The sequence below is a fragment of the Nocardioides humi genome, from assembly GCF_006494775.1.
In the GTDB taxonomy this organism is placed as follows: Bacteria; Actinomycetota; Actinomycetes; order Propionibacteriales; family Nocardioidaceae; genus Nocardioides; species Nocardioides humi.
On sequence record NZ_CP041146.1, the window covers coordinates 1,227,684 to 1,254,536 of the forward strand.

Consider the following 26,853-nt stretch of genomic DNA (forward strand, 5'->3'; position numbering starts at 1 on the left):
GCGATCCCGCGGAGGTCCCGGCCGCTCAGCCCACCTCGGGGTCGACGACGGCCGAGCCCACCGCGCGCACGGTCGGGTTGTCGGGGGCGCCCGGCAGGCGGAGGGGCAGGTCGACCGGCGCGACGAGCTCGACGACGAGGCGGTCGCCGTCGACCCGCACGGTCGCCCGGATCCCGGGGTGGTCGGCGGCGGCGCCGCTGTCGCGGAGGTAGGCGCGCACGGCCGCCTCGGCCTCCGGGCGCGAGATCGCGAGGTCGCCGGTGGCCAGCCCGCCGTCGTACGCGTCCTCGCCCTGGGCGCCCACGTCGGCGCCCTGGAGCGCGGCGCCGTCGGCGAGCGCGTCGAGCCGCTGGCGGGCGAGGTAGGCGGCGCTCGCGTCGACGACGACCGCCACCAGGAGCAGGACGATCGCGGTGAAGGCGAGGACGAGCGGTGTGGAGCTGCCGCGCTGGTTCCGGGTCATCGCCGGGAGACCTCCTGGTAGCGGCCGATCGGGACCGTCTCGCGTGCGTCGAGCGCGAAGGTCGGCCTGCCGAGGCCGAACAGGTCGGGCAGCAGCGGCAGCGCGACCGACGACGCGACCCGGACGGTGATGACGGACGTGCCTGCATGACAGTTCCTCGGGTACGGCGAGCAGGTGACCGTGACCTCCACCGGGGCATCGCTCAGGCCCTGGTCGGCGAGTGCCCGCCGCGCGACGGAGCGGGCCCGCTGCTCGCCGGCCAGGTCGTTCGGCGCGAGCGCGTACGCGCGGGCGGCGGCCCGTGCGGCGCCGCTGACGCCGAACGAGCCGCGCTGCACCTCGAACACCGAGAGCACGACCCACAGCAGCGGCAGCAGGAGCAAGAGGCCGAGCCAGACCATCTCGACGAGTCCGCTCCCCCGCTCGTCGTACCTCATCGCGGGTCCTCCTCGACCGCGCGGCCGGCGACGGTCAGGCCGACGGCGGGACCGCCGATGCCGAGCGCGGGCACCTCGGCGCGTACGACGATCTCCACTCCCGGGGCGCCGTCGACGAGGACCCGGCGGACGACGACGTCCTCGGCGTACCGTCCGGCGAGGGCGTCGGCGATCTGCGCGCGGGTCCGGGCCACGCCGTCGCCCGGCCCGCGGTCCGCGGTGGCCGCCAGCCGCGCGCCCTCGGACGCCGCCGCGGCGAGGGTCGTGCGGACGTGGAGGACCAGCGCGACCTGCAGCAGGCCGAGGACGAGCGGCACCAGGACCAGGGTGACCAGCGTGAAGTCGACCAGGGCCGAGCCGCGCTCGCCGTCGCCCGCGCCGGGGCGGCGGTCCCGGCTCACCGCACGGAGTTGAGCGCCGACTGCAGGATGCCGACCAGCTGCGGCTGCGCGACGCCCCACAGGGCCACGCCGATCGAGATCGTCATGATCGTGATCAGCACCCAGCCGGGCACGTCCCCTCGCTGGTCGTGTCGTCGGTGTCGTTGTCGGTGCACGGTGCTTCCTTCCCGAGATGTCCTGCGTCAGTAGCTGAGGGTGAGGCCGATGAAGCCCGGCCAGAAGGCGAACAGGACCGTCGTGGGCAAGACGAGGAAGACCACCGGGATCATCATCGCGATCTCCTTGCGGGACGCCTGCTCGATGAGCTCGCGGCGCCCGGCCTCGCGGACGTCGGCGGCCTGGGCGTGCAGGACGTCGGCCAGCGGCGTGCCCCGCTCGATGGCGACGGCGATCCCGTGGGCGAACCGGGCGACGACCGACAGGCCGGTGGTCGCGGCCAGCCGGTCGAAGGCGTCGGCGACCGGCTCGCCGGTGCGGACCCGGGCGAGCAGGTCGCCGAGCTCGCGGGACAGCTCGCCGCCGCTGCGCCGGACCACGCGATCGAGCGCACCGACGGGCGATTCGCCCGCCGCGACGCTCAGCGCCAGCAGCTCGGCCACGGTCGGGAACTCGGCCAGCATCGCCGCCTCGCGGCGGCGCACCCGCGCGCTGAGCCGGTTGTCGCGCAGCAGCACCCCGCAGGCGAACGCGCCCACGCAGGCGAGCAGGAGCGGCAGCGGGTTGCCGGGGCGGGTCCAGGTGCGGAGCAGCCCGTAGGCGGCGGCGAGCGCGAACCCGACCAGTCCCCACTGCACCTGCTGCACGCGGAACTCGTGGAGCGTGAGCGGCGTCCCGGCCCGGGTCAGCCGGCGTCGTACCGACGGAGCGCCGCCGACCACCCGCTCGACCCCGTAGGCGGCGCGGCGCAGGGCCGGACCGAACACGACGGCGGCGGTCGTCCGGGCGCCGGTCGCGGGCGTCGTACGACGGGCGGTCGGCGCCAGGTCGCGGACGTACGGCAGCACCCGGTCCTCCAGGCGGGGCCGGCGGATCGCGACCGCGCGGGTCGCGACGAGACCGAGCCCGAGCGCGGCGGCCAGGCCGAGCAGAGCGCCGGTGACGGCCGGGCTCACCGGAGGATCCGCCGTTCGACGGGCAGCCGGCCGAGCCGCATCATCAGCCGGTAGGCCAGCACGCAGGTGCCGGACCCGACGGCGAGCACGATCGTGCCGGCGGCGGACTGGTAGCGCTCGATGACCGTCGGCTGCGTCGACATCACGAGCAGCACGACCCAGGGCGCGGCGACCGCGACGCGGGCGCCGTTGACCGCCCAGGACTGGCGCGCCTCCAGCTCGGCGCGGGTGCGCAGGTCGTCGCGCAGGTAGCCCGACAGGTTGCGCAGCAGCCGCCCGAGCTCGCCGCCGCCGACCTCGCGCGCGATCCGCAGCCCCTCGACGACGCGGTCGCCGACGGGATCGGCGAGGCGATCCTTGAGCCGGTCGAGGCAGTCGCCGAACCTCCCGGACACCTGGTAGTCGAGCGCGAACGCGTCGAAGGCGGGCCGCAGCGGATCGGGACCGCGTACGGCGAGCGCCGCCACCGCGTCCGGCAGCGACATCCCCGCCCGCACCGCCGAGGCGAGGTCGTCGACCGCCTCCGGCCAGACCTGGGCGAACTCGCGCCGGCGCCGTCGTACCCGGCCCGCGACGACGGCCCACGGCAGGTAGCCGGCGCCGAGGGCGAGCACCACGGCGATCGGGGCGGTGCGGGTGATGCCGAGGACGAGCACGAGGCCCACCAGCGCGGATCCGACGGACAGGAGCGACAGCGAGCGCGGGGCGACCTCCCGCAGCCCCGCCTCGGCGAGCATCCGCCGGGCGCGGCCGTCGGTCCCGGCCGGCCGGTCCTCGCGCGGCCACCGGAGGGCCGCCCACACCAGCAGGCTGCCGAGCCCGAACGCCAGTCCGACCAGCGCCCCCACGGCTCAGCCCACCTCTCGGTCCGCCTCGCGCAGCAGCCCGACCACGTCGATGCCGAGCCGCTCGAACTGCTCCAGCCGCGGCGGCAGCCCGATCCCCCGCCGCAGCGCACCGTCGCGCCAGTCGAACACCGGCTCCGTCTCGATCACGTCGCCCTCCATCCGCCCCGGCACCGCGACGATCTCGGTCACCCGGCGCGCGCCGTGCGGGTCGAGCGACACGTGGACGACCAGATCCACCGAGGCCGCGACGGTGGGGACGACGAAGCGCGCGGAGATGTTCTCCCCCGCCAGGAGCGGCAACGTGCAGGCCTTGGTGAGCGCCTCGCGGGCGCTGTTGGCGTGCAGGGTGCACATCCCCGGCAGACCGGCGTTGAGCGCCAGCAGCAGGTCGAGACACTCCTCGGCCCGGACCTCCCCCACGATCAACCTCGATGGGCGCATGCGGAGGGACTCCTTGACGAGGTCCCGCAGCCGGATCTCGCCCGTTCCCTCGAGTCCTTCCTGCCGGGTCTGGAGGGCGACCCAGTCGGGATGCGGGAAGCGGATCTCGAAGACCTCCTCGGCCGAGATCACCCGCTCCCCACCGGGGATCGCGGCCGCCAGGCAGTTGAGCAGGGTCGTCTTGCCGGCCTGGGTTCCGCCCGTGACGAGGATGTTGAGCCCGGCCCGCACCGACGCCTCCAGGAACCGCGCGGCCTGGGGCGTCAGGGTGCCGAGACCGACCAGCTCGTCGAGCCGGGTCGCGCGGACGACGAACTTCCTGATGTTGACCGCCGAGAATCCCCTCGAGATGCCCTGCAACACGACATGCAGACGATGGCCGGCCGGAAGCATGGCATCCACGAACGGCCGGCTCAGGTCGATCCGCCGGCCGGTGGACTTGAGCATCCGCTCTACCAGCTCGGCCACCTGCGCCTCGCTCAGCACCAGGTTGGTCAGCTCGTGGCGGCCGTGCCGAGCGACGAACACCCGGTCGGGACTGTTGATCCAGACCTCTTCCACCGTCGGGTCGTCGAGCAGCGGCTGCAGCGGCCCGAAGCCCGCGACCCTGGCCACCAGCTCCGCCACCAGGCCGTCCGGGTCGGCCACCGGCGCCACCACCCCGGTCAGGCTGCGCTCGTCGTGGTCGCGGACGAGCGCGGTGGCGAGGCGTCGTACGGCAGGCACCTCGCGCTGGGGATCGATGCCGTCCCGGCGTACGGCGGCGCGCAGGTCCTCGTCGAGACGCGCCACGACGTCATCGGACGCCGGCGCGACCACGACGGGTGGCTGGAGCAGGGCCATGGCGACTCCCCCGAGATAGGACTGCTTCTGGCTGGCAGAACCGTAGGCCACGAACCGCGCGATGGATAGAGGCATCTCAACAACCTGTGGAGAACCGCGAGCAGCAGACTGCTACCGCGAGCGCGTGACCACGATGCCGACCCGGATCGACGGCGAGCTGTTCGCAGCCGCCAAGTCCTCGGGCGCGCTCCACTCGCGCAGCGCCGCCCAGCAGATCGACCACTGGGCACGCATCGGGCGAGAGCTCGAGGCGTCGGCCGACGTCAGCCACCGCGACATCGACGCCGTCCTGACCGACAAGGCCTCCCACGACGTCGTCATGGTCGCCGCGGACACCCCGGGCGGACGTGTCCGCCTCCGCGTACGGGCGCCTCATCGGTACGGCGGAGTAGCCTGCCTGAACCCCCGAAGTCCTGTTGGTCTGGCCACTCAGTTGAGGGCGAGGATGCCGGCGTTCAGCGCGGTCGCGAACCCGACCCACAGCAGGTACGGCGCCAACAGCCAGGCCGCGGCGCGCGCGACGCGGGCGAACAGCACGATGACCACGACGATGGCGGCCAGCAGCGCGACGATGTCGACGAGGGCCCAGCCGTAGCGGTCGGCTGCGAAGAACAGGGGGGTCCAGGCAAGGTTGAGGAGCAGCTGGACCACCCATGCGCCGACGCCGAGCGCGCCCGCGCCGGCACGCCACGCGAGCCAGCCGGCGACGGCGATCAGCACGTAGAGCACCGTCCAGACCGGCCCGAAGACCCATGCGGGTGGGGCGAAGACCGGCAGGTCGAGGGATCGGTAGGTCTCGCCGGACGAGCTGGCGGCGAGGCCGCCCAGCACCGCGACGACCGCGACCGCGGCCGCGAACGGCAGCAGGGCGAGCCACTCGCGGGCCGGGCTCGGGGACGCAGCGGTGGAGGTCGTCATGCCCCCAGTCTGCGCCGGTGGGGGTCAGCGCGCCTCGCGCCCCGCTGCCTGCCGCCGCAGCTCGGCCTTGGCCAGCGCGTTCTTGTGGACCTCGTCGGGGCCGTCGGCGAAGCGCAGCGTGCGGATGCCGGCGTACATGTTGGCCAACGGGAAGTCCTGCGACAGACCACCCGCGCCATGCACCTGGATCGCCTTGTCCAGGATCCACTGCACGGTCTCAGGAGTGGCGATCTTGATCGCCTGGATCTCGGTGTGCGCGCCCTTGTTGCCGACGGTGTCCATCAGCCACGCGGTCTTGAGGACCAGCAGCCGCAGCTGCTCCAGCTTGACCCGCGACTCCGCGATCCACGTCCGCACCGTGCCCTGGTCCGCGATCGGACGCCCGAACGCGACCCGCGACTCCGCACGGGAGCACATCATCTCGATCGCCCGCTCCGCGATCCCGATCGAGCGCATGCAGTGATGGATCCGCCCGGGGCCGAGGCGGGCCTGGGCGATCCCGAAGCCGCCGCCCTCCTCGCCGATCAGGTTCGACACCGGCACCCGGACGTCGGTGAACCGCAGCTCCGCGTGCCCGCCGTGCTCGTGGTCGTCGTACCCGTAGACCTCCATCCCCCGCAGCACCTCCAGGCCCGGGGTGTCGCGCGGGACCAGGACCATCGACTGCTGCCGATGCCGGTCCGCACCCGGGTCGGTCTTGCCCATCACGATGAAGATCCCGCAGTTCGGGTTCATCGCACCCGTGATCCACCACTTGCGGCCGTTGAGGACGTACTCGTCGCCGTCGCGCACGATGGACAGCTCGATATTGGTGGCATCCGAGGACGCGACGTCGGGCTCGGTCATCGCGAACGCCGACCGGATCGACCCGTTCAGCAACGGCTCCAGCCACTGCTCCTTCTGCTCCGCGGTGCCGAACAGGTGCAGCACCTCCATGTTCCCGGTGTCCGGAGCCGCGCAGTTCATCGCCGGCGGCGCCAGATGGATCGAGCGGCCCGAGATCTCCGCGAGCGCGGCGTACTGCACGTTCGTCAGGCCCGCGCCCTCCACACCGGCGTGCTCCCCCGGCAGGAAGAGGTTCCACAGCCCCCGCTCGCGCGCGGCGGCCCGCAGCTCCCCCATGACCGGGGTGGAGTCCCACGCCCAGCGGTCCGGCAACGCCGCCAGCTGGTCGTGGAAGACCGGCTCGGCGGGGTACACGACCTCGTCCATGAACGCGAGCATCGTGGCCCGCAGCTCCTCGGTCCGAGCGTCGAATCCGAAGTCCATCAGTTCTCCTCCATGGCAGTAAGGCCGGCGTCGAGCAGGGGGTGGATCGCCACGCCGATGTCGTCGAAGCCCTCGCCGACGGTCTGACCGGCGAGGAAGCGGTAGTGGATGCCCTCCAGGATCGCGGCGAGCTTGTACGCCGCCAGGCCGAGGTACCAGCCGAAGCCGGACAGGTCGCGGTCGCTCGCGGCGGCGTACCGCGCGACGATCTCGTCCTCGTCGAGGAAGCCGGGCGTCAGCGACGCGTCGGCGACGGCCTCGCCGATGGTCTCGGCGAGACGGTGGTAGGTGAGCATCAGGGCGAGGTCGGTGAGCGGGTCGCCGAGGGTCGCCATCTCCCAGTCCAGTACGGCGGTCGCCCGGTCCTGCTCGTCGACCAGCAGGTTGTCGAGGCGGTAGTCGCCGTGGACGATCCCCGTCGCCGAGTCGGCCGGGACCGATGCGGCCAGCCGGCGGTGCAGCTCCTCGGCGGCCGGCAGGTCGCGGGTGTGGGACGCCTCCAGCTGCTTGCGCCACCGCCCGACCTGGCGGCCGAGGAACCCATCGGGCCGGCCGAAGTCACCCAGCCCCGCCTCCTCCGGCGAGACCGCGTGCAGCGCGGCGAGGACGTCGACCAGGCGCTCCGAGATCCCCCGGGTCCGCACCGGACCGAGCGGGGCCAGCTCGGCGGCCCGCCGGTACGGCGTACCCGCGCACCGCTCCATGACGTAGAACTCCGCCCCGATCACCTCAGGGTCGGAGCAGAACGCATAGGTCCGCGGCACCGGCACGCCTGTCCCCTGCAGCGCCGACATCACCCGGTACTCCCGACCCATGTCGTGGGCGGTGGCGAGCACGTGACCCAGTGGCGGTCGCCGCACGATCCACTCGGAAGAGCCGTCGGAGACGACGAACGTGAGGTTCGACTTCCCGCCCGCGACCAGCGACGCCGACAGCGACGACCCCGCGTCGGGGACCGCCGAGGCCAGCCAGGCACCGAGCGCGTCGAGGTCGAGTCCCGGCGGGTTCACTCGGTGCTCCCGGTGAGAGTCAGGCCGCCGTCGACGACGACCGCCTGCCCGGTCAGCCACGCGGCGTCGTCGGAGAGCAGGAAGGCCACGACGCTGCCGATGTCGTCGGGCTGGCCGAGCCGCTTGAGCGGGTACGCCGCGGCGACCTCGTCCTCGCGGCCCTCGTAGAGGGCGGTGGCGAACTTCGTCTTCACGACCGCCGGCGCGACCGCGTTGACGCGGATGCCGGGACCGAGCTCGAGGGCCAGGAGCTCGGTCATCGAGATGAGCATGGCCTTGCTGGCGCCGTACATGCCGATGCCGGGCGCCGGCCGCACCCCCGTGACCGAGGAGACGTTGACGACGGCGCCGCCGTGCTCCCCCATCCATGCGCCGTGGACCCGCTGGGTCCAGGCGAGGGCCGCGAGGACGTTGACGTCGACGATCTTGCGGGCGACGCCGAGGTCGAGGTCGATCATCGGGCCGTACGACGGGTTGATGCCGGTGTTGTTGACGAGCAGGTCGATGCTGCCGAAGGCCTCGATCGCCTGCCGCACCGCGTCGGCCTGGTGCTCCGGGTCGTCCGTCTTGCCCGCGACGCCGAGTGCGCGCTCCGGGCCGCCGAGCGCGGCCACGGCCTCGTCGAGCGCCTCCTTGCCGCGGCCCGTGACGACCACCCGGGCGCCCTCGGCGACCAGCCGCTCGGCGATCGCGAGGCCGATCCCCCGGCTCGCTCCGGTGACGATCGCCGTCTTGCCCTCGAACCTCGTGCTCACGTGCCTGCCTCGCTCCGATCGGTGAGTTACTAAGCGCTTGCTTAGCGCGCTAGCCTCTACTGTGCACGCGAGCGCCCCGCTCCGTCAAGAACCAGCCGAGGAGGTACGCCGATGACCGGCCCGTCCCGCGCCGAGGCGACCCGTGCCCGGCTGCTCGAGGCGGCCGTCACGGCGTTCTCCGAGAAGGGCTTCCACGGCACGACGACGCGCGACATCGCCGGCGCCGCGGGGATGAGCCCGGCCGCGGTCTACGTGCACCACCGCTCGAAGGAGGAGCTGCTCTTCCTCATCTCCCGCGCGGGCCACCAGGAGGCGCTGGACGTCGTCCGCACGGCGCGCGCGTCCTCGTCCGACCCGGTCGAGCAGGCGGCCGCCGTGGGCCGGGCCTTCGCGGAGTTCCACGCCCACCACCACACGGTCGCGCGGATCCTCAACTACGAGCTGGCCGCCCTCAGCGACGAGCACCGCGCCGAGATCGACGAGCTGCGCACCGGCATCGACCGCGAGCTGCGCGACCTCGTGCGCGACGGCGTCGCCTCCGGCGCCTTCGACATCCCCGACCCGGCCCTGGCCGCGACCGCGCTCGCCTCGATGGGCGTCGACATCGCCCGCTGGTACCGCGAGGACGGCGAGTGGTCCCCCACCCAGATCGGCGACTACTACGCCGACCTGGCGCTGCGCCTGGTCGGCGCCCGCTGAACGGCGGGAGCGTCGGTCGTTCGGTCAGCTGACCGGCTCCCGGTCGGCACGACGACGGGCTGTGGCAGGATCCCGATCAGTCGACCGAGAGGGAGCCCCATGGCGTACGTCGAAGCCTCCGTCCGGCGCCGGCAGCTGGTGGCCGCGGCCCGGAGCGCCCTCGCCCGGGAGGGTGTGGCGCGGACCTCGCTGCGCGCGGTGGCCGCGGAGGCGGGCGTGCCGCTCGGCACGATGCAGTACGTCTTCCCGTCCAAGAAGGAGCTGCTCCGCGCCGTGATCGAGGACGTCGTCGACGAGATCGCCGACGTGCTCGAGAAGGCGACGGAGACCGACCGCGGACTCGAGCACGCCATCCGCCGAGGACTCGCCGCCTTCTGGAAGGAGCTCGTCAGCGGTCGCACGAACCTGCAGGTGATGCAGTACGAGCTGACCATGTACGCCCTGCGCACGCCCGGCCAGGAGGAGCTCGCGCGCTGGCAGTACGAGCGGTACGCCGAGGTCGTGGCCGCGTGGTGCCAGCAGGCCGCGACGCACGCCGGCGAGACCTGCGCGGTCCCGTTCGCCCGACTGGCTCGGGTGATCGTCGCCAGCATCGACGGCCTGATCCTGCAGCACGTCTGCAACCCGAGCCCCACCCGCGCACGGGGCGACCTCGACGCGGTCGCGGACATGGTGGTCGCGCTGGCCGCCATCGCACCAGCCGCCTGATCCCGGCTCGAGCGCCTCCGCGACCGCACTCGGTCGACTGTACGAATTCCGCCGACGGGGGTTGCGCATCCCGTCCGTCGCGACCTACTGTCGGTGATCTCAGTCATACGACCGACTTTCTCGATGGAGACGGACAAGGAGACAGACGTGGAGGCGGACATGAGCGAGGTCGACGTCGTCGTGGTGGGTGCCGGTCTCGCCGGCCTGAGCGCGGCCCGCACGCTGGTGGCGGCCGGGCGAAGCGTCACCGTGCTGGAGGCGCGCGAGCGGGTGGGCGGCCGGACCGAGGGCGGCACACTCGAAGGCGCTCCGGTCGAGCTCGGCGGCACCTGGCTCGGCGAGGGCCACACCCGGATGTACGAGCTCGTCGCCGAGCTCGGCCTGGAGACCTTCCCGACCTGGAACGACGCCGGCAGCCTGCTCCTCGAGCTCGGCGGCCGGCAGTCCCGGCTGTCGCCGACGAAGGGCGCGACCCCGCGGCTCAACCCGATCGCGCTCGCGGACCTCGCCCAGGGCCTGGCCCGGTACGGCAGGCTCGCCCGCAGCGTCGACCCGGCCCGGCCGTGGGCGCACCCCCGGGCGGAGGTCCTCGACGGCCAGACCTACGAGTCCTGGGTACGCCGCAACCTCCGCACCCCCGCCGGCCGCTCGTACTTCCGAGTGCTGGCCGAGGCGCTCTACTCCGCCGACCCCTCGGACCTCTCCCTGCTGCACACGCTCTTCTACACGGCCAGCAACGGCGACCTCGAGACCCTGGCCTCCACCGACCGCGGCGCCCAGAAGGACCGGGTCGTCGGCGGCTCCGTACTGGTCGCCCAACGCCTCGCCGAGGGCCTCGATGTGCGCCTCGCCTCGCCGGTCGCGCGGATCGCCCAGGACGACCGGGGCGTCACGGTCCTGACCCGCGGCGGCGAGGCGCTCACCGCCCGGCACGTCGTGGTGGCCGTCCCGCCGACCCTGGCCGGCCGGCTGGACTACGACCCGCTGCTCCCGCCGTGGCGCGACCAGCTCACCCAGCGCGTCCCGGCCGGGACGGTGGCCAAGTGCTTCGCCGCCTACCCCACGCCGTTCTGGCGCGAGCAGGGCCTCAACGGGCAGGCGATCTCCGACCGCGGCCCGGTCAAGGTCACCTTCGACGTCTCCCCGCCCGACGCCGGGGTCGGCATCCTCCTCGGCTTCGTCGAGGGCGGCGAGGCGCGGCGCTGGCAGCGGCTGCCCGAGGCCGAGCGGCGGCGCGGCGTGCTCGACTGCTTCGCCCGCTACTTCGGCGCCGCGGCGGCCCACCCGACGTCGTACGTCGAGAAGGACTGGAGCGCCGAGGAGTTCACCCGCGGCTGCTACGGCGCCCACTTCGCACCCGGCACCTGGACCAGCTACGGTCCCGCGCTGCGCGAGCCCGTCGGCCGGATCCACTGGGCGGGCGCGGAGTACGCCGTGGAGTGGAACGGCTACATGGAGGGCGCGGTCCGCTCCGGGTGCACGACCGCCGAGGCGATCCTCAGCGGGCGACGCGGATCAGCTTCTTGTTGACGAACTCGTCCATGCCGAGCCGGCCGAGCTCGCGACCGAAGCCGGAGCGCTTCACGCCGCCGAAGGGCAGCTCGACCGCCTCGAGGCCGACGCCGTTGACGAAGACCATGCCGGTCTCCAGGGCGTCGGCGACCCGCTCGGCCTGGGCCGGGTCGGTGGTGAAGACGTAGGAGCCGAGGCCGTAGGGGGTGTCGTTGGCGATCCGGACGGCGTCGTCCTCGTCGGCGGCGCGGAAGACCATGGCGACGGGGCCGAACAGCTCCTGGCGGTACGCCGGGCTGTCGGCCGTGACGCCGGTGAGCACGCCGGCCGGGAAGAAGGCGCCCTCCCGCTCCCCCGTGCTCGCCAGCGAGGCGCCGGCGGCGACGGCCTCGTCGACCTGCCGGGCCAGGCCCTCGGCGGCGGCGACCGACGACAGCGGCGCGAGATCGCCCGCGGCGAGCACCCGCTCGGTGAAGCGGGAGACGAAGTCGTCGTACAGCTCATCGACGACCACGAACCTCTTGCCGGCGTTGCAGGCCTGGCCGGTGTTGGACAGGCGGGCCTCGGCGGCCGCGTCCACGGTGGCATCGAGGTCGTCGGTGGCGAGCAGCACGAACGGGTCGGAGCCGCCGAGCTCGAGCACGCACTTCTTCAGGTTGCGGCCGGCGATCTCCGCGACGGCCGCGCCGGCACGCTCCGAGCCGGTCAGCGAGACCCCCTGGATCCGCGGGTCGGCGATCACGTCCGCGATCTGCTCGTTCGTCGCGTAGACGTTGACATAGGCGCCCGGCGGGAGGCCGGCGTCGGCGAGGATCGCGGCCTGCAGTGCGGCCGAGCGCGGGCACTGCGGCGCGTGCTTGAGCACGATCGTGTTGCCCGTGGCGAGGTTCGGCGCGGCGAACCGGGCCACCTGGTAGACGGGGTAGTTCCACGGCATGATCCCGAGCAGCGGGCCGACCGGGCCGCGGCGTACGACGGCGCGGCCGGAGCCGCCCAGCAGCTCGATCTCCTCGTCGGCCAGGAACGCGGCGGCGCGCTCGGCGTAGAAGTCGTAGATGGCCGCGGAGAAGAGCACCTCGCCCTCGGCCGCGGCCGGCGCCTTGCCCATCTCGACGTGGATCGCCTCGGCCAGCTCGGCGGCGCGCTCGCGGTGCAGCTCGGCGACCCGGGACAGCAGGGCGGCCCGCTCGGCGACGGTCGAGGTCCGCCCCCACGAGGCGTAGGCCGCCGCGGCGGCGTCGACCGCGGCCGCGACCTCGGCGTCGGTGGCGGTGGGGAAGGTCTCGACCAGGTCCCCGGTCGCGGGGTTGCGGACGGCGTACTCGGTCATCGGAACTCCTCGGAGAGGTCGACGGACACGCGGGGATCGAGGGCGAGGGTGCCGGGGTCGACGATGCAGGAGCCGCCGTCGACGGGGAGCACCACCCCGTTGACGTACGACGCCGCGTCGGACAGCAGCCAGCCGACCGTCGTGGCGATCTCGTCGGGCCGGGCCGCGCGCCGCTGCGGGACGACGGCGGTGGCGAGGCGGTAGGCGTCGGCGGTGGAGAGCCCGCGCTCGGCGCCGAGCTCGGCCATCTCCATGTCGCCCATCTCGGTGGCGGTCCAACCGGGGCAGATCGCGTTGGCGCGCAGGCCGTCGCGGCCGTGGTCGACGGCGAGCGACTGGGTGAGCAGCAGGAGACCGGCCTTGCTGGCGGAGTAGGCGGCCATGCCGTCGCTGGCGCGCAGGGCGGCGACCGACGACACGGCGACGACGGCGCCGCGCGCGGCGAGCAGGTGTGGGAGCGCGGCCCGGACGAGCAGGAAGGGCGAGGTGAGGTTGACCCGCAGCGTCTCGTCCCACTGCTCGGGGTGACCTCGTCGACCCGGCCGACGTGGATGATGCCGTGGTTGAGGACCAGCCCGTCGAGGCGGCCGAAGGCCTGGACCGTCTCGTCCACGACCCGGGCGACCCCGGACGGCTCGCTGACGTCGGCGACCACCACGTGTGCGCCGGTCTCCTCGGCGACGGTGCGCAGCGGCGCCTCCCGGCGACCGCAGATGACGACCCGGTCGCCGGCCGCGGCGAGCTGCCGGGCGACCGCGGCGCCGATGCCGGTGCCGCCGCCGGTGACGAGGACGACCTTCCCCGTGGCGCCGGCCATCAGCTCGTCGCCACGTCGTCGAGGAAGTAGTCGACGAGCGCGGCCGCCCGGACCCGGATGTCCGCGTCGAGGGAGCCGACGTGCTCCAGCAGCACGTCGGGATCGAGCCCGTGGTCCCGGGCGTCCTGGGCGCCGCCGTCCTCGACCCACCCGCGGACGCTGTTCGCATCCACCTCGGGATGGAACTGCACGGCGAGGTTGCGGCGGAGCACGAACGCCTGCGGCGCCGCGGCGTTGGCGCCGACGACCGTCGCGTCCGCCGGCGGCACGAACCTGTCGTGGTGCCACTGCGTCCAGATCCCGGCCACCGCCGGCACTCCCGACACGACGTGCGGACCGATCTCGGGCGCCGGCGACGCGACGACCTCGCCGCCGTGCGCCTGGGCCAGCATCTGGCCGCCGAAGCAGATCCCGAAGACGGGTACGCCGGCCTCGTCCGCGGTCTGCAGCAGCTCGAGCTCCGGCTTCACCCACGACGCGACCTGGTCGCTGTAGACGCTCCACCGGGCACCGAGCACGAGGACGGCGTCGTAGTCGCGCGGGTCCGGGAAGTCGACGTCCACGCCGGGATCGCCGAAACGCTCCGGCGGGATCACCTGGACGCGCTCGACGTCGTAGCCGCGCTCGGCGAAGCGCTCCTCGATCCCGCCGGCGGCCAGGTAGTCGTGCCCGATGAGCAGCAGCCGCTGGGTGGGCGCGGCCATCAGCCCATCGCCTCCGCCCGCTTGACGACCTCCCGGCAGAACGACTCCATCTCGGCGGCGGCGTCGATGAACATCGACGGCTTCACGCAGAACGTGGTGAAGCCCTGCTCGAGCTGGGCGGGGATCGAGTCCATCGACTCGGCGATGTCGGCGCGGGTGCGGTCGTCGGGGAAGCGGACGCTCACGCCGCCGACCATCTCCAGGTCGGCGATGTCGCGGCCGGCGGCGGCCATCGCGTCCCGGATCACCCGTAGGTCCTCCGCGCTCGGACGGCCGAGCGGGTGGAAGCCGTGCCCGTACCGCACCAGCCGCTCGACGACCGCCCCGTGCGCCTTCTGCCCGCCGAACCACATCCTCAGGCCCTCGGGGCGGAACGCCTTCGGCTCGAGGTAGATGTCCTCGAAGTCGAAGTAGTGGCCGTGGTGGGTGGCGGGCGACTGCTGGAAGACCAGGTCCATCACCTCGAGCTGCTCGTCGAGGATCCGGCCGCGCTCGCGGAAGGGTACGCCGAGCGCGGCGTACTCGTCCTTGCTCCAGCTCACGTTGGGCTGGACGACCAGGCGGCCCTCCGAGAGCAGGTCGAGGGTGCCGAGCTCGCGGGCGAGCATGAGCGGGTGGCGCAGCGGCGCGAGCACCGCGGCCGCGACCAGGCGGACCCGGGAGGTGACGCTGGCCATCGCGGAGAACAGCATCAGCGAGTTGGGCCAGGGCATCAGCGGGTCCTGGTTGCCGGGCATCGCATAGTCGCGCGGGTTGCCCATGACGCCCTGGTCGCTGGCGTCGGGGCCGAGGACGACGTGCTCGGAGATCATCACCGAGTCGAAGCCGGCGTCCTCGGCGATCCGGGCCCAGGTGACCAGGTCGCCGAGGTTGCGGCCGTCGGTGAGGGTCCAGTTCTCGCTGAGGATCATCAGCATGCGGGGCGTGGGCACAGCGTCCTCCCGTCAGTGCGTGTTCGAGAGGTCGGGCTTGCGGATGCCGCGGAACTCCCAGTCGCCGCCCTGGGCGGTCGAGAGGACCTCCTCGCTCTCGGTCGGCTGCGCGCCGACGTCGCTGCGGATCGGCGTCGGCCCCTCGACGATGTGGTTGCGCAGCGTGCCGAGGCCCTCCACCTCGACCTCCACGACGTCGCCGGGGTACACGGTGCGCGAGATGGCCGGCGTACCGGACATGAGCACGTCGCCGGGCTGCAGCGTGATGGTGCGCGCGATGTCGGCGACGAGGTAGTGCATGTCCCACTTCATCTCGCGGGTGTTGCCGTCCTGGCGGACCTCACCGTTGACGAGGGTGCGGATCCGCTTGTCGCGGAAGTCCCAGCCCTCGACGATGCCGGGGCCGATCGGGCAGAGGGTGTCGGCGCCCTTGACGCGCAGCATCGAGCCGGAGTCGGTGTCGCGGAAGTCGTGCAGGCCGTAGTCGTTGCCGATCGAGTAGCCGCGGATGTAGTCGCCGGCCTCCTGCGGCGAGATGTTGCGAGCGGTGCGGCCGATCACGATCGCGATCTCGCCCTCGTAGTTGAGCCACTTGCAGCCCTGCGGCCGGACCACCGCGGACTCGTGCGCGTTGAGCGCGGAGACCGGCTTGTGGAAGTACGTCGGCGCCGGCGGCAGCGTCGTCATCATCTCCTCGACCCGCGAGGAGTAGTTGAGGTGGACGCAGACGATCTTGCTCGGCGCGACCGGCGGCAGGTGAGTGGCGTCGGCGATCGCGACCGTGCGGCCGTCGCCGGCGACGAGGGTGTCCCCGTCGCGGCGTACGTCGACCGCGTTGCCGTCGAGCAGGATCCGGCGGTACTCGGTGGTCATTCGGGTTCCTCTCACCCGGCAGCCGGTACGTCGGCGCCGGGGCCGCTCATCTGGCGGACGTAGTCGGGATCGGTCGGGGTGGCGTGGGCGGCGGGGAACCCGTCCTCGGGGCGGTCGAACCACAGGTGCACCTGGCCGGTGCCGACGGAGTTCTCGTACTCGCCGTACTGGCGGCCGGGGGCGGTGCAGTCGCCCTCGCCGAGGGCGCCGATCATCATCAGGTAGTGCTGGAAGCGGGCCTCCGGCTTGAACCGGTGGAACTCGTCCATCGTCTCGAGCACCCGGGCGTGGTCGCCGCGCTTGAACCAGTCGATCCGCTCGGCGTCGGCGGCCGCGGCCTCCGGGGAGAAGATGTGCTCGACGCCGGCGGCCTCGTGGTCGCGCAGCTTCCGCAGCGGCCAGAAGGTGTGGGACATCGCACCGGAGGCGATCAGCAGCACCTTGCGGTCGGACTCGGCGATGGCCGTGCCGAGGGCACGGCCGAGGCGCAGCGCGTCCTCGCCGTCGGCGGTCTGGCACACGCCGATCGAGATCCACCTCTTGTCGGGCAGGCCCTGGCCGAGGTACTCCCACACATTGGTGGTGGCGTAGAAGATCGGCAGGCTGTGGTCGTCGATCGCGGTGATCCAGGTGCTGTTCTCCGCACCCTTGCCGGCGATCAGGTGCGCCAGCTCGGGGTCGCCCGGGAAGTCGTACGGCCGCCGGGACATGCCGCGCGGCAGCTCTTCGGACGTGAACAGGCCGCTGCGGCGGTCCTGCGCGGTGACCACCCACTCGACCGTGGTGGCCCAGTGCGAGTCGAGCACCACGACGGTGTCGTAGTCGAGGACGTCGAACACCTCGCGCCGCAGCTGCTGCAGCCCGGAGACCAGGGTCGTGTCCTGGCCGTCGTTGAGCTCGCGCCGGATCTCCTCCGGCAGCACGATGGTGGGGACGTGCGCGATCAGGCCCGCGCCGACGATCTCACCCATCGGTCTCACCTCCCTGTCCTGCCTGCTCGGCCCAGCCGGTGGGCGCGAACACGCTGTTCTTGATGTCGGTGTAGAAGTCGAACGACCAGATGCCGCCCTCCCGGCCGATGCCGGAGCGGCCGCTGCCGCCGAACGGCGCGTTGAGGTCGCGGACGAAGAAGCAGTTGACCCAGACGGTGCCGGCGCGCAACTGCTGCGAGACCCGCTCGGCGCGGTCCGGGTCGCCGGTGGCGAGCGTCGCGGCCAGGCCGAACCGGGTGTCGTTGGCCTTCGCCACCGCCTCCTCCTCGGTCTCGAAGGTCTCGATCGTGACGACCGGGCCGAAGACCTCCTCGGTCATGATCTCCGCGTCCGGCGCGGCGTCGACCAGGATGGTCGGGCGGAAGTAGAGGCCGCCCAGCTCGGTGTCGGGGCCGCCGCCGAGCAGCGGGCGGGCACCGTCGGCGAGGGCGCGCTCGACGTACCCGGCGATCTGCTCGAAATGCCGGCGCGAGACGAGCGCGGACACGTCGGTGGCCTCGTCGCGCGGGTCGCCCTGGACCAGGGTCCGCGCCTGGGCGACGACGCGCTCGGTGAACTCGTCGGCGATCGAGGAGTGCACGATCATCCGGGCCGCCTTGAGGCAGACCTGGCCGGCGTTGTCGAACTGCTCGACCGCGAGGTCGACGGCGAGGTCGAGGTCGGCGTCCTCGAAGACGAGCAGCGGCGACTTGCCGCCGAGCTCGTAGGACAGCGGGACGATGTTGGCGGCCGCGGCCTTCGAGATCACCCCGGCGGTCGGGACCGAGCCGGTGAACGCGAGCCGGTTGATGTCGGGGTGCGCGGTCAGCGGTGCCCCCGCGTCGAGGCCGGTGCCCTGGACGACATTGAAGACCCCGGCGGGTACGCCGGCCTCGTGCATGATGTCGGCCAGCAGGCTCGCGGTCAGCGGTGCCCACTCCGGCGGCTTGAGGACGACCGTGTTGCCGGCAGCGAGCGCGGGGCCGATCCGCCAGCTGGCGAGCATCAGCGGTGCGTTCCACGGGGTGATGATCGCGACGACGCCGGCGGGGTCGTAGGTGATCCGCTCGCGGTGGCCGCGTCCCGGCACCTCCATGTCGGGGTGCCCGAGCTGGTGCTCGGCGAAGTCGGCGAAGGCGCGGAAGTTCATGGCCACGCGTGGCATCACGCCCCGGCGGTGCGAGCGCAGCAGCGAGCCGTTGTCGCGGGTCTCGACCTGGGCGAGGTCCTCGACCCGGGCCTCGATCCCGTCGGCGACGGCGCGCAGGATTTCGCTGCGCTCCTTGACCGACAGCGCCGCCCACGCGGGGAAGGCCGCGCGGGCTGCGGCGACCGCGGCGTCGACCTCGGTCGCCGTACCGGCGTGGATCTCGGCGACCGGCTGCTCGTCGATCGGCGAGACGTCGGTGAAGGTCGTGGCCGAGGCGACCCGCTGGCCGCCGATCCAGTGCCGGGTGTCGACCTCGACGCCGGCGACGACAGCGATGTGCTCGCTCATCGGGCGGCCTCCTGCTTGTCCGCCCGGCTGGTGAGTGTCGCCAGCGACGTACCGCCGTCCCAGACGACGCCGACCTGGCGGTAGTAGCCGCCGATGACCTCCTGCACCTCGAGCCGGTGCAGCTCCTCGGTCGGGGACGCGAACAGCTCGAGCTCGACGTCGCCGGTGTACGCCGGGCCGGCCTCGAACGAGCTGGAGCCGGAGGCGATGAGCTCGGCGTACGCGTCGGGGCTGCCCTTCTCGATGCCCGGGTAGACGCGGTGGTGGGCCATCGGGTGGCCGTTGACGAAGCCGTTGGTCGGCGACTCCTCGCGCAGCGTCAGCACGGCCTGGGCGAGGCGGCGGTCGCCGGCGGCGAGGGTGGCTCCGAAGACGCCGCCGGGGGCGACCTGCGGCGCTGCATGGGAGAAGGGGTGCGGGCGGGTCTGCCACATGGAGCCGAGCTTCTTCGGGTAGCCCTGGTGCATGCCGCGGGCGATCGCGAAGTCCTTGTCGACCCAGATGTAGACGCAGCGGGAGTAGGTCACGCCCTCGAAGGAGCAGCGGACGACGACGAACGCCTCCTTGTACTGCGAGCGGACCGGGTCGAGCAGCTCCTCGCGGGTGCCCGAGCAGGACTGCCAGTCGGCCCAGATCAGCGCGACCGCACCCGGGTCCTCCGGCGCGAGCTCGAGCGGCGCGGGCAGCAGCTCGGCGACGCGGGCCGGGTCGGTGCGGTACTCGACGGTCAGCAGGTCGCCGGAGTAGTACCACGGTGGCGACGGGATCAGGGAGGACTGGCCGGTCGCGGTGCGGGGGTAGAAGAACCCCTCCATGTTGGTCATCGGGCCTCAGCTCCGGTCGAGGATGTGCAGGTCGTTCGGATCCGTACGATAGCCATCCCCGGGACGAAAGACCACCCTTGCGGGCAAACTTCTCACGGGATATTGTTCGGATACAAACGATCTACCTGAACGGATGGAGAACCGCCGTGGAGAAGCCGCCGTACGTCCCGCTGGCCGACGTCGACCTCGCCGACCTCGACCGCTTCGTGGGCAACCATGCCTGGGGCATGTTCGACACCCTCCGCACCGAGGACCCGGTCCACTTCCAGCCGGAGCACGACGGCGGCCGCGGCTTCTGGGCCGTCACCCGGCACGCCGACATCTGCGAGGTCGACAAGGACCCCGACACCTTCACCTCCTCGAAGTTCGTGAACCTCGAGGAGGTCGACGACGACCTGCAGGACATCCGCCGCTCCATCCTCGAGACCGACGGCACCCGGCACCGCGCCCTGCGCAAGCTGATCGCGCGCGAGTTCAGCCGGCCCAACCTGATGCGCAACTACGAGGACTTCCTGCGCGACCTCACCAAGACCACGGTCGACGCGGCGCTCGCCCACCCGGAGTTCGACTTCGTGAAGGAGATCAGCGCCGACTTCCCGATCCAGGTGCTGGCCCGCCTGCTCGACGTGCCCCAGGAGAAGACCGGGCAGCTGATCGACTGGGGCAACGAGATCATCGGCTTCTCCGACCCGGAGTACGCCAAGGTGCTGATCACCGACGCCGAGAGCGAGAAGTACAAGCACCTGCCGTTCCGCTCCCCCGTCTCCGCCGAGGTGTTCGAGTACGGCCGCAAGCTCGCCGGCGAGCGGCGCGGCGGGTCGGGCAGCGACCTGGTCAGCATGCTGGTCAACAAGATCCCCGAGGACGGGCAGGCCATGTCGGCCACCGACTACGACAACTACTTCCTGCTCCTCGTCGTCGCCGGCAACGAGACCACCCGGCACACCATCAGCCACTCGATGCTCGCCCTCCTCGAGCACCCCGAGCAGCTGGCGATCCTGCAGGAGCGGCCGGAGCTGATCCCCAACGCCGTCGAGGAGTTCCTGCGCTGGGCCTCCCCCGTCTACCACTTCCGCCGCACCGCCACCCGCGACACCGAGCTCGGCGGCAAGGAGATCAGGAAGGACGACAAGGTCGTCATGTGGTTCGCCTCCGGCAACCGCGACGACGCCGTCTTCGAGCGCCCCTACGACTTCGACGTCACCCGCACCGACATCGACCACGTCACCTTCGGCAAGGGCAGCCCCCACCTGTGCCTCGGCAACAACCTCGCCCGGATGGAGATCCGGCTCATGTTCGAGGAGCTGATCCCCCGCCTGCGCTCCATCGAGCTCGCCGGCGACGTACGCCGGGTCCGGAGCAACTTCGTGAACGGGATCAAGACGCTCCCCGTCAAGGTCACCACCCGCTGACCCTCCGCGAGGTGCGGGGTCTGCACGCGCGAAGTGCGGGGTCTGCAGGCATGAGGTGCGGGGTCTGCGGCAGGCGCGGCGTCGACATTCGGCGGCGCGGGTCCGCAGGCGCGTGCCATGCTCCGGCTCATGGAGCCGAGGAAGGTCGCGTCGGGTGAGTTCGCCGAGGGCGGCGACCTGACCGCGCTCGCCGCCCTCGCGGCGGTCACGCCGCGCTTCGGAAGGCGGAGCGGCGCACCCCCGTGGCTCGCGTGCTGGGAGGGCGAGGACACGGTCGTCGTCCTGGCGCACGGGGACGTGCGGTGGGGAGCGGAGCGCCGGTGAGCGACGAGGAGCTGTGGGTCTCGGAGGTCCCGAAGTACGGCGTGGTCCGCACCGTCGTGCGCGACGGCGATCACGCGGCCCGGTTCGACGACCTCAACGGCGACGGGCGGGAGTACTGCCTGACGCTCTTCCGGCGCGAGGGCGCGGCCTGGAGACCGCTGGCCGACGTCGACGACTCCGACCATCCGGGACCCGACGACTCGGCGATCCGGGGCACGTGGTCCGGCGGCGTGTGGGCGGTCGGCCGCGCGGCCCCCGGCTCGGTCGTGCGGGTGCGGATCGGGAGCCGTACGCAGGCGGTCGAGGTGGACGCCGACGGGTGGTGGCTGCGGGTCACCGAGCTCGAGGAGATCGCTCAGAGCACGGGAAGCATCCCGACGTCGTACCCTCGCCACGTAGCGGCGGACGGGCCGTCCTGACCCCGACCCTCGCCGACGACGGCGTCCACGGGGATCCCGAGCTCCCGACAGAAGTCGAAGACATGCAGGGTGTCGAGGCGCTCCAGCAGGCTGCTCACGTGGAGCGTCGCGTCACCGACGGTCGAGTGATCGTAGCCGGCGACCGCCGTGCCGTCGTCGTGACGGACGACGAGGACGTTGCAGCGCCGGCGGGGGTCGTAGTCGACGAAGGTGAGACCGAGCGTGACGACGCCGAGCAGGACGTGCTTCACGACGTCCCAGGCCGTCTGGCCGCCCGCGTGCTCCTCGTACTCCGCCCGGACGCCGAACCACCGCGCCGCGACCGAGCGCTCATCGGCCTCCATGCCGGCCAGCGTAGGCAGGCGGAGGTCGCCGCTCCTCAGGGCCGCACCTCGTAGACGTTGTTGAACGGCGTCTGCGCCGCGATCCGGAACCTGGTGAACCCGGCGGCGGTGACGACGTCCCGGATCCGGGCGGGGCCGGCCTGGGTGCCGAGGGCGGCGCCGACCGGCTGGGAGAGCGAGGCGGGGGTGCACAGCAGGGTGGAGAAGCCGTAGTAGGCGCGGCCGATCGGGTTCAGGTTGTCCTCGAGGTGGTCGCCGGCGGCGGGCTCGACGACCATCCAGGTGCCGTCGGGGGCGATGACGCTGCGGACGTGGCGGGCCGCGCCGAGCGGGTCGCCCATGTCGTGCAGGCAGTCGAACATGGTGACCAGGTCGTAGCCCTCGCCGGTGAACTCGGTGGCCGCCGCGACCTCGAAGGCGGCGCGGTCGCCGACGCCGGCCTCCTCGGCCCGCTCGCGGGCGGTGGCGATCGAGTCCGCGTGGTAGTCCGAGCCGGTGAAGGCGGACCGCGGGAAGGCCGTCGCCATCAGCACCGTGGAGGCGCCGTGGCCGCACCCGACGTCGGCGGCGGACGCGCCGGTCTCGAGCTTGTCGACGACGCCGTCGAGCGCCGGGAGCCAGGAGGAGACGAGGTTCGCGGCGTACCCGGGGCGGAAGAACCGCTCGCATCCCGTGTGCACGTCCGCGTTGTGCTCGTGCCAGCCGAGCCCGGCGGCGGTCCGCGCCGCCTCGATGACGCGGTGGGAGTCGCGGGCCGTGCCGAGGGCGATCTGGAAGAAGCCGGGGAGGTACGCCGGGCTGCTCGCGTCGGTGAGCGCGACCGCGTGCTCGGGGGGCAGGGCGAACCGACCCGTGGCTGCGTCGTACTCGACGAACCGCCCGGCGGCCTGCGCGCTCAGCCACTCCCGGGCGTAGGGCAGCACGGTGTCGGTGCGGGAGGCGAGCTCCTCGGGCGTGCTCGGTCCGTGCTCGGCGAGGTCGCGGTAGTAGCCGAGCCGGTCCCCCATCCGCACCAGTGCGCAGTTGAGGGTCGCGCCGACCTCGTCGACGGCGCGGAGGACGAACGCCATCAGCTTGTCGGCGTCGATCTCGGTGGTCGGTGTGATGCTCATGGTGCTTCCCCCTCGGTCGGTCGGACAGGTGCCGTGACGGTAGGAGCGCGGATCATTAGGATCAACGGTGATTCCTAACGAGGTATCAGTGATGCTGATAGGTCTGGTGCGGGGCGTCCGCGTGCTGTGCGAGGTCGCGGCCCAGGGCTCGTTCTCGGCTGCCGCGCGCTCGCTGGGCATGACGCAGTCGGCGGTCAGCCAGCACGTCGCGGCCCTCGAGCGCGAGGCCGGGACCGCGCTGGTCGACCGCGGCACCCGTCCGATGGAGCTCACCGAGGCCGGGTCGGTCCTGGTCCGGCACGGCCGGGTGATCCTGGCGCAGCTCGACGGCGCGGAGCAGGCCCTGGCCGCGATCACGGGCCGGCGCGCGGGGCGGCTGCGGCTGGGCAGCTTCCCGACCGCGCTGACGACCTTCGTGCCGGAGGCCGTGCGGACCCTGCGCGCGACGGCGCCCGAGCTCGTGCTGACCGTCGTGGACGACCACATGCAGGGCCTGGTCCCGCGGCTCACGGCCGGGGAGCTGGACCTGGCGGTCGTGTACGAGAACCCGTCGCTCCCCGACGACTCCCTCGCCCGGCTGACGACGGTGCCGCTGTTCGACGACCCCTACCGGGTGCTGCTCCCCGAGGGGCACCGGCTGGCGCGACGCCGGCGGCCGCTGTCACTGGCCGACCTCACCGGCGAGGTCTGGGTCGGTGGGCGGCCGGGCAGCGCGTGGTTCCGGATCCTGCTGCACGCGTGCCGGGCGTCCGGGTTCGAGCCGCGCACGCTGCTCACGACCGACGACCACCGGGCGGTGCAGGCGTTCGTGGCCGCGGGGCTCGGCATCGGCGTGGTGCCCGGACTCGCCGCGTCCTTCCCCTCGCCCGGGGTGGTGGTGCGCGGCCTGGACACCGGCGCTCCGGTACGACGCATCGCCGTCGCCCGCCCGCCCGGCGAGCCGGTGCCGCCGCCGGTCGTCGCGATGACCGAGGTCCTGCTCGACGTCACCCGGGCGCGCCGCGACCCACGAGGGGCACCACGTCGCGCATGACCCGCTCGAGCTGCTGCTCGTGGTCGGCCACGGGCCAGAGGAACAGCAGCTCCGCGCCGGCGTCGGCGTACGCACGCAGCAGGGCCGCGCACCACTCGGGCGGGCCGACCAGGACCCGTCCCGCCAGGTCGTCCTCCGGGCGGTGGAGCAGGGCCGCCAGCCGGCTCAGCCACGCGGCGCGCTCGCCGGCGTCCTCGGTGACGAACGTCCACATCGTCGCCACCGCGCACGGTACGCCGTGCGCGGCGCGGCCGGCGGCGACCTGCGCAGGCGTGGTGCTGTACGCCGACGCCAGCCAGCCGTCGCCCAGGCGTGCGACCCGTCGCAGCCCGGCCGGCGAGCCCCAGCTGCCGATCCAGACCGGCGGGCCGCCGGGGCGCACCGGCCGCGGCTCGAGCACCGGCGTCCCGTCGTCCGCCGACCGGCCGAGATGGGCCCGGAGCGCGCGGACCGCGGCCTCGAACCGCGGCCAGCGCTCGTCGAAGTCCAGCCCGGCCAGGGCGTAGTCGGCCGGCGAGGACCCGGGACCGACGCCCAGCAGGAGCCGGCCGCCGGACAGCACGTCGAGCGCCGCCGCGGCCTTCGCGAGCACCGCAGGCCCCCGGACCACGGGAAGCGCGACGGTGGTGGCCAGGGTCAGGTCGCCGCTCGCCTCGATCACGCTGGACAGCGCCACGATGCCGTCGAGCCACGGACGCCGGAACTGCAGGTGGTCGTTCACGGCGAGCGCCCGGAAGCCCAGCGCGCCCGCCGTCCGTGCGTACGACGCCAGGTCGCCGACATCCCCCGGCGACCCGAGCAGCGGCAGGTGCGCGCCGTACTCCATCCGCAGTCAGCCCTCGTCGGCCACCAGTCGCCGCAGGATCTTGCGCACCTGCAGGGCGGCCAGGTCGGCGGCGACGTTGACGTCCTCGCCGTACCCGTCGCGGTCGATGACGTCCTGCATGGTCTCGAGGATCTCGCGGACCTTGAGGTAGTACGACTCGAAGATCGGCCGCAGTACGTCGGTCGCCGGAGCCCCCGGAGCGAAGTTGCGGCTGACCCGCCAGATGTGGCGGGTGTGCCGCTCGTCGACGGGCGTGACGGCGTGGGTGAAGCGGAAGGTCTGCGGACCGCCCTCCGCCTCGGGCAGCAGCACGTCCCAGCGGTCGGCCCACAGGCCGGGGGCGAGGAAGGCGCCCTCCTCGCGCTGGGGGTACGACGCCACCGCGGAGGAGCCGGAGATCTTGGCCTGCCACTCGGGCATGGGCGCGGCCGGCCAGTCGCGGTGGAAGTGCACGGTCGTCTCGGTGAGCTCGACCTCGAGCGCGGGCGCGACGCCGGCCAGGGCGGGCGGCGAGATGACGGGGTCGACGACGGCGACATGGGTGATGTCGGCGAAGTTGTCGTGGAGCAGCCCGACGCCGGCGGCGGTCTCCCACTGCCCGCCGAAGGTCTCCCACGACCCGTCCGTCAGCCACGGCACCGGCACGGGCGGACGGCGGTCGGCCAGCGACGGTTCGCCGAGCCAGACCCAGACCAGGCCGCCCTCCTCCCGGACCGGGTACGACGGCACCCGGGCGCCATAGGGCACCTGCTCCTGCGAGGGGACGTGCACGCAGGCACCGGTGCGGTCGTAGGCGAAGCCGGAGTACCCGGACACGATGGTGTCCCCCTCGACCCGGCCCAGGCTGAGCGGGAAGGGCCGGTGGGCGTCGCGGTCCCCGAGGGCGACGACCGCGCCGTCGCCGACCCGGAACAGCACGACCGGGCGGTCCAGGGCACGCGTGCCGAAGGGGGTCGCGCCGACCTCGGCGGAGGCGGCGAGGGCGTACCACGCGTTGCGCGGGTAGCCGGCGGTGCTGCGGTCCCTCATGACCACGCTCCTCACAAGTCCAGGGTCAGCCGGTCGGAGCGGCACCGGGAGACACAGATCATCATGAACTCGTTGGACTCCTTCTCCTCGTCGTTGAGGATCGAGTCGCGGTGGTCGACGTCGCCGTCGATCACCTCGGTCTCGCAGGTGCCGCACACGCCCTCGAGGCAGGAGCCGACGACGCTGACGCCGGCGGCCTTGCAGACCTCGAACACGGACTGGTCGGCCGGCACCGACAGGGTCAGCCCCGAGCGCTGGAGCACCAGCTCGAACCCGGTGTCGCCGCCCGCGGTCTCCGGGGCCGCCTTCGCCGCGAACCGCTCCAGGTGCAGGCTCCCCGCCGGCCAGACGGCGCACCGCTCCTCGACCGCGTCGAGCAGCCCGGTCGGCCCGCAGGCATAGACCAGGGTGCCGGCAGCAGGCGAACCCAACAGCGCGGCCAGGTCAGGCAGACCCGCCTCGTCCTGCGGCAGCAGGCTCACCCGGTCGCCGTACGCCGCCAGCTCGTCGAGGAACGCCATCGACGTCCGCGAGCGGCCGCCGTACACGAGCCTCCAGTCGGCGCCCGAGGCGGCGGCCTCGGCGATCATCGGCAGCATCGGGGTGATGCCGATGCCGCCGGCGATGAACAGGTAGCGCGGCGAGGCGACCATCGGGAAGTGGTTGCGGGGGCCGCGGACCCGCACCCGCGCGCCCTCCCCCAGCTCGGCGTGCACCGCCTTCGAGCCGCCGCGGCTGTCGGGCGTGCGGAGCACCCCGATCCGCCACCGGTCGGGGTCGCCGGGACTGCCGCACAGGGAGTACTGGCGGACCAGGTCCTCCCCCAGCACCAGGTCGATGTGGGCGCCGGGCGTCCACGGCGGCAGCGCCGTGCCGTCCTCGGCGGCCAGCGTCAGGACCGCCACGTCGGTCGCCGCCTCGACGGCGGAGACGACCGTCAGGTCCGCCTCGAACTCACGGACGATGGGCTGTGTCGCCACGAGATCCTC

The 26,853-nt window shown here is 73.1% G+C and carries 29 protein-coding genes and 2 pseudogenes; 8 read left to right on the forward strand and 23 right to left on the reverse strand.

Translation table 11 applies throughout. The annotated features are described in order from the left end of the window. Positions 1 to 25: 25 nt before the first annotated feature. The 6 genes from FIV44_RS06005 to FIV44_RS06030 form a co-directional block, all read right to left on the reverse strand. Positions 26 to 463, reverse strand: coding sequence for a pilus assembly protein TadG-related protein (locus FIV44_RS06005; protein WP_141003656.1), 438 nt, complete (start codon positions 461 to 463; stop codon positions 26 to 28). Then, positions 460 to 900, reverse strand: a complete 441-nt coding sequence (locus tag FIV44_RS06010; protein ID WP_141003657.1) for a hypothetical protein — start codon at positions 898 to 900, stop codon at positions 460 to 462. The genes FIV44_RS06005 and FIV44_RS06010 overlap by 4 nt, the downstream gene beginning before the upstream one ends. After that, on the reverse strand, positions 897 to 1,301 hold the full coding sequence (locus FIV44_RS06015) for a TadE/TadG family type IV pilus assembly protein (RefSeq protein WP_141003658.1): 405 nt from the start codon (positions 1,299 to 1,301) through the stop codon (positions 897 to 899). Before FIV44_RS06015 ends, FIV44_RS06010 begins: the two co-directional genes overlap by 4 nt. A 182-nt stretch (positions 1,302 to 1,483) precedes the next feature. Beyond that, entirely contained in the window at positions 1,484 to 2,413 is a 930-nt protein-coding gene (locus FIV44_RS06020) for a type II secretion system F family protein (protein WP_141003659.1), read from the reverse strand. Further along, positions 2,410 to 3,261 carry a type II secretion system F family protein gene (locus FIV44_RS06025; RefSeq protein WP_141003660.1) on the reverse strand — a complete coding sequence of 284 codons (852 nt, stop codon included), beginning with the start codon at positions 3,259 to 3,261 and terminating at the stop codon, positions 2,410 to 2,412. The genes FIV44_RS06020 and FIV44_RS06025 overlap by 4 nt, the downstream gene beginning before the upstream one ends. Positions 3,262 to 3,264: 3 nt before the next feature. After that, positions 3,265 to 4,620: a TadA family conjugal transfer-associated ATPase gene (locus tag FIV44_RS06030; RefSeq protein ID WP_246086838.1), complete on the reverse strand. Its 1,356-nt coding sequence runs from the start codon at positions 4,618 to 4,620 to the stop codon at positions 3,265 to 3,267. 58 nt (positions 4,621 to 4,678) lie between these two features. Here FIV44_RS06030 and FIV44_RS33905 point away from each other — a divergent pair. Beyond that, positions 4,679 to 4,816, forward strand: a pseudogene (locus tag FIV44_RS33905) (TA system antitoxin ParD family protein); the annotation flags it as partial. 158 nt (positions 4,817 to 4,974) lie between these two features. Here FIV44_RS33905 and FIV44_RS06040 read toward each other — a convergent pair. From FIV44_RS06040 to FIV44_RS06055, 4 genes are read right to left on the reverse strand one after another with little or no spacing between them, the layout of a single operon-like run. Continuing rightward, positions 4,975 to 5,463, reverse strand: a complete 489-nt coding sequence (locus FIV44_RS06040; protein WP_141003661.1) for a TspO/MBR family protein — start codon at positions 5,461 to 5,463, stop codon at positions 4,975 to 4,977. A 24-nt stretch (positions 5,464 to 5,487) separates the two neighbouring features. Further along, complete coding sequence (locus FIV44_RS06045) at positions 5,488 to 6,732, reverse strand: acyl-CoA dehydrogenase family protein (protein WP_141003662.1); 1,245 nt, start codon at positions 6,730 to 6,732, stop codon at positions 5,488 to 5,490. Then, positions 6,732 to 7,742, reverse strand: a complete 1,011-nt coding sequence (locus tag FIV44_RS06050) for a phosphotransferase family protein (RefSeq protein WP_141003663.1) — start codon at positions 7,740 to 7,742, stop codon at positions 6,732 to 6,734. The genes FIV44_RS06045 and FIV44_RS06050 overlap by 1 nt, the downstream gene beginning before the upstream one ends. Beyond that, a complete protein-coding gene (locus FIV44_RS06055) occupies positions 7,739 to 8,497 on the reverse strand; it encodes an SDR family oxidoreductase (RefSeq protein ID WP_141003664.1) in 759 nt (252 codons plus the stop codon). Before FIV44_RS06055 ends, FIV44_RS06050 begins: the two co-directional genes overlap by 4 nt. Before the next feature lie 111 nt (positions 8,498 to 8,608). On the opposite strand from FIV44_RS06055, the gene FIV44_RS06060 reads away from it, so the two are divergent. From FIV44_RS06060 to FIV44_RS06070, 3 genes are all read left to right on the forward strand, one after another. Next, positions 8,609 to 9,196 carry a TetR/AcrR family transcriptional regulator gene (locus FIV44_RS06060; protein ID WP_141003665.1) on the forward strand — a complete coding sequence of 196 codons (588 nt, stop codon included), beginning with the start codon at positions 8,609 to 8,611 and terminating at the stop codon, positions 9,194 to 9,196. 99 nt (positions 9,197 to 9,295) lie between these two features. Continuing rightward, positions 9,296 to 9,904, forward strand: a complete 609-nt coding sequence (locus FIV44_RS06065) for a TetR/AcrR family transcriptional regulator (RefSeq protein WP_141003666.1) — start codon at positions 9,296 to 9,298, stop codon at positions 9,902 to 9,904. Between the two features lie 159 nt (positions 9,905 to 10,063). After that, the gene (locus FIV44_RS06070) at positions 10,064 to 11,434 is read left to right on the forward strand and encodes a flavin monoamine oxidase family protein (RefSeq protein ID WP_141003667.1); all 1,371 of its coding nucleotides are present in this window, start codon (positions 10,064 to 10,066) and stop codon (positions 11,432 to 11,434) included. Here FIV44_RS06070 and FIV44_RS06075 read toward each other — a convergent pair. The 8 genes and pseudogenes from FIV44_RS06075 to FIV44_RS06110 all read right to left on the reverse strand — a co-directional run bounded on the left by FIV44_RS06075 (position 11,403) and on the right by FIV44_RS06110 (position 19,365). Then, on the reverse strand, positions 11,403 to 12,746 hold the full coding sequence (locus tag FIV44_RS06075; protein ID WP_141003668.1) for an NAD-dependent succinate-semialdehyde dehydrogenase: 1,344 nt from the start codon (positions 12,744 to 12,746) through the stop codon (positions 11,403 to 11,405). The genes FIV44_RS06070 and FIV44_RS06075 overlap by 32 nt on opposite strands. Further along, positions 12,743 to 13,563 (reverse strand): annotated as a pseudogene (locus FIV44_RS33510) (SDR family NAD(P)-dependent oxidoreductase). The gene FIV44_RS06075 and the pseudogene FIV44_RS33510 overlap by 4 nt, the downstream one beginning before the upstream one ends. Further along, positions 13,563 to 14,267 carry a type 1 glutamine amidotransferase gene (locus tag FIV44_RS06085; protein WP_141003669.1) on the reverse strand — a complete coding sequence of 235 codons (705 nt, stop codon included), beginning with the start codon at positions 14,265 to 14,267 and terminating at the stop codon, positions 13,563 to 13,565. The pseudogene FIV44_RS33510 and the gene FIV44_RS06085 overlap by 1 nt, the downstream one beginning before the upstream one ends. After that, positions 14,267 to 15,199, reverse strand: a complete 933-nt coding sequence (locus FIV44_RS06090; RefSeq protein ID WP_246086839.1) for a TIGR03619 family F420-dependent LLM class oxidoreductase — start codon at positions 15,197 to 15,199, stop codon at positions 14,267 to 14,269. The genes FIV44_RS06085 and FIV44_RS06090 overlap by 1 nt, the downstream gene beginning before the upstream one ends. A gap of 12 nt (positions 15,200 to 15,211) precedes the next feature. Further along, a complete protein-coding gene (locus tag FIV44_RS06095) occupies positions 15,212 to 16,072 on the reverse strand; it encodes a fumarylacetoacetate hydrolase family protein (RefSeq protein WP_141003670.1) in 861 nt (286 codons plus the stop codon). Between the two features lie 11 nt (positions 16,073 to 16,083). Next, positions 16,084 to 17,043, reverse strand: coding sequence for a DODA-type extradiol aromatic ring-opening family dioxygenase (locus FIV44_RS06100; protein WP_141003671.1), 960 nt, complete (start codon positions 17,041 to 17,043; stop codon positions 16,084 to 16,086). Further along, entirely contained in the window at positions 17,036 to 18,541 is a 1,506-nt protein-coding gene (locus tag FIV44_RS06105) for an aldehyde dehydrogenase family protein (RefSeq protein ID WP_141003672.1), read from the reverse strand. Before FIV44_RS06105 ends, FIV44_RS06100 begins: the two co-directional genes overlap by 8 nt. Further along, positions 18,538 to 19,365 (reverse strand): acetoacetate decarboxylase family protein, encoded by an 828-nt coding sequence (locus tag FIV44_RS06110; protein WP_141003673.1) that lies wholly within the window; start codon positions 19,363 to 19,365, stop codon positions 18,538 to 18,540. Before FIV44_RS06110 ends, FIV44_RS06105 begins: the two co-directional genes overlap by 4 nt. A 146-nt stretch (positions 19,366 to 19,511) precedes the next feature. Between FIV44_RS06110 and FIV44_RS06115 the strand changes: the two genes are divergently transcribed. The 3 genes from FIV44_RS06115 to FIV44_RS06125 all read left to right on the forward strand — a co-directional run bounded on the left by FIV44_RS06115 (position 19,512) and on the right by FIV44_RS06125 (position 21,520). Next, a complete protein-coding gene (locus tag FIV44_RS06115) occupies positions 19,512 to 20,777 on the forward strand; it encodes a cytochrome P450 (protein WP_246086840.1) in 1,266 nt (421 codons plus the stop codon). Positions 20,778 to 20,906: 129 nt separating this feature from the next. Continuing rightward, complete coding sequence (locus FIV44_RS06120; RefSeq protein ID WP_141003674.1) at positions 20,907 to 21,101, forward strand: hypothetical protein; 195 nt, start codon at positions 20,907 to 20,909, stop codon at positions 21,099 to 21,101. After that, a complete protein-coding gene (locus tag FIV44_RS06125; protein ID WP_141003675.1) occupies positions 21,098 to 21,520 on the forward strand; it encodes a hypothetical protein in 423 nt (140 codons plus the stop codon). Before FIV44_RS06120 ends, FIV44_RS06125 begins: the two co-directional genes overlap by 4 nt. On the opposite strand, the gene FIV44_RS06130 is transcribed toward FIV44_RS06125, so the two are convergent. Continuing rightward, positions 21,457 to 21,864: a hypothetical protein gene (locus FIV44_RS06130; RefSeq protein WP_141003676.1), complete on the reverse strand. Its 408-nt coding sequence runs from the start codon at positions 21,862 to 21,864 to the stop codon at positions 21,457 to 21,459. The genes FIV44_RS06125 and FIV44_RS06130 overlap by 64 nt on opposite strands. Positions 21,865 to 21,899: 35 nt before the next feature. Then, a complete protein-coding gene (locus FIV44_RS06135; protein ID WP_141003677.1) occupies positions 21,900 to 22,976 on the reverse strand; it encodes a class I SAM-dependent methyltransferase in 1,077 nt (358 codons plus the stop codon). A 91-nt stretch (positions 22,977 to 23,067) separates the two neighbouring features. Here FIV44_RS06135 and FIV44_RS06140 point away from each other — a divergent pair, with 91 nt between their 5' ends. Next, the gene (locus FIV44_RS06140) at positions 23,068 to 24,009 is read left to right on the forward strand and encodes a LysR family transcriptional regulator (protein ID WP_141003678.1); all 942 of its coding nucleotides are present in this window, start codon (positions 23,068 to 23,070) and stop codon (positions 24,007 to 24,009) included. Here FIV44_RS06140 and FIV44_RS06145 read toward each other — a convergent pair. Genes FIV44_RS06145 through FIV44_RS06155 form a run of 3 tightly spaced genes read right to left on the reverse strand, consistent with a single transcriptional unit; the run spans position 23,963 to position 26,844 of the window. Next, positions 23,963 to 24,835: an LLM class flavin-dependent oxidoreductase gene (locus FIV44_RS06145; protein WP_141003679.1), complete on the reverse strand. Its 873-nt coding sequence runs from the start codon at positions 24,833 to 24,835 to the stop codon at positions 23,963 to 23,965. The two genes, FIV44_RS06140 and FIV44_RS06145, sit on opposite strands and share 47 nt — an antisense overlap. A 6-nt stretch (positions 24,836 to 24,841) precedes the next feature. Continuing rightward, positions 24,842 to 25,864: an aromatic ring-hydroxylating oxygenase subunit alpha gene (locus FIV44_RS06150; protein WP_141003680.1), complete on the reverse strand. Its 1,023-nt coding sequence runs from the start codon at positions 25,862 to 25,864 to the stop codon at positions 24,842 to 24,844. 11 nt (positions 25,865 to 25,875) lie between these two features. Then, the gene (locus FIV44_RS06155; protein WP_219996313.1) at positions 25,876 to 26,844 is read right to left on the reverse strand and encodes a PDR/VanB family oxidoreductase; all 969 of its coding nucleotides are present in this window, start codon (positions 26,842 to 26,844) and stop codon (positions 25,876 to 25,878) included. Positions 26,845 to 26,853 lie beyond the last annotated feature (9 nt).

Coding starts and splice junctions, on each gene's coding strand:
- FIV44_RS06005 (WP_141003656.1), bottom strand. CDS start 463: ATGACCCGGAACCAGCGCGGCAGCTCCACACCGCTCGTCCTCGCCTTC.
- FIV44_RS06010 (WP_141003657.1), bottom strand. CDS start 900: ATGAGGTACGACGAGCGGGGGAGCGGACTCGTCGAGATGGTCTGGCTC.
- FIV44_RS06030 (WP_246086838.1), bottom strand. CDS start 4,620: ATGCCTCTATCCATCGCGCGGTTCGTGGCCTACGGTTCTGCCAGCCAG.
- FIV44_RS06040 (WP_141003661.1), bottom strand. CDS start 5,463: ATGACGACCTCCACCGCTGCGTCCCCGAGCCCGGCCCGCGAGTGGCTC.
- FIV44_RS06045 (WP_141003662.1), bottom strand. CDS start 6,732: ATGGACTTCGGATTCGACGCTCGGACCGAGGAGCTGCGGGCCACGATG.
- FIV44_RS06060 (WP_141003665.1), top strand. CDS start 8,609: ATGACCGGCCCGTCCCGCGCCGAGGCGACCCGTGCCCGGCTGCTCGAG.
- FIV44_RS06065 (WP_141003666.1), top strand. CDS start 9,296: ATGGCGTACGTCGAAGCCTCCGTCCGGCGCCGGCAGCTGGTGGCCGCG.
- FIV44_RS06070 (WP_141003667.1), top strand. CDS start 10,064: ATGAGCGAGGTCGACGTCGTCGTGGTGGGTGCCGGTCTCGCCGGCCTG.
- FIV44_RS06075 (WP_141003668.1), bottom strand. CDS start 12,746: ATGACCGAGTACGCCGTCCGCAACCCCGCGACCGGGGACCTGGTCGAG.
- FIV44_RS06085 (WP_141003669.1), bottom strand. CDS start 14,267: ATGGCCGCGCCCACCCAGCGGCTGCTGCTCATCGGGCACGACTACCTG.
- FIV44_RS06095 (WP_141003670.1), bottom strand. CDS start 16,072: ATGACCACCGAGTACCGCCGGATCCTGCTCGACGGCAACGCGGTCGAC.
- FIV44_RS06100 (WP_141003671.1), bottom strand. CDS start 17,043: ATGGGTGAGATCGTCGGCGCGGGCCTGATCGCGCACGTCCCCACCATC.
- FIV44_RS06105 (WP_141003672.1), bottom strand. CDS start 18,541: ATGAGCGAGCACATCGCTGTCGTCGCCGGCGTCGAGGTCGACACCCGG.
- FIV44_RS06110 (WP_141003673.1), bottom strand. CDS start 19,365: ATGACCAACATGGAGGGGTTCTTCTACCCCCGCACCGCGACCGGCCAG.
- FIV44_RS06120 (WP_141003674.1), top strand. CDS start 20,907: ATGGAGCCGAGGAAGGTCGCGTCGGGTGAGTTCGCCGAGGGCGGCGAC.
- FIV44_RS06130 (WP_141003676.1), bottom strand. CDS start 21,864: ATGGAGGCCGATGAGCGCTCGGTCGCGGCGCGGTGGTTCGGCGTCCGG.
- FIV44_RS06135 (WP_141003677.1), bottom strand. CDS start 22,976: ATGAGCATCACACCGACCACCGAGATCGACGCCGACAAGCTGATGGCG.
- FIV44_RS06140 (WP_141003678.1), top strand. CDS start 23,068: ATGCTGATAGGTCTGGTGCGGGGCGTCCGCGTGCTGTGCGAGGTCGCG.
- FIV44_RS06145 (WP_141003679.1), bottom strand. CDS start 24,835: ATGGAGTACGGCGCGCACCTGCCGCTGCTCGGGTCGCCGGGGGATGTC.
- FIV44_RS06150 (WP_141003680.1), bottom strand. CDS start 25,864: ATGAGGGACCGCAGCACCGCCGGCTACCCGCGCAACGCGTGGTACGCC.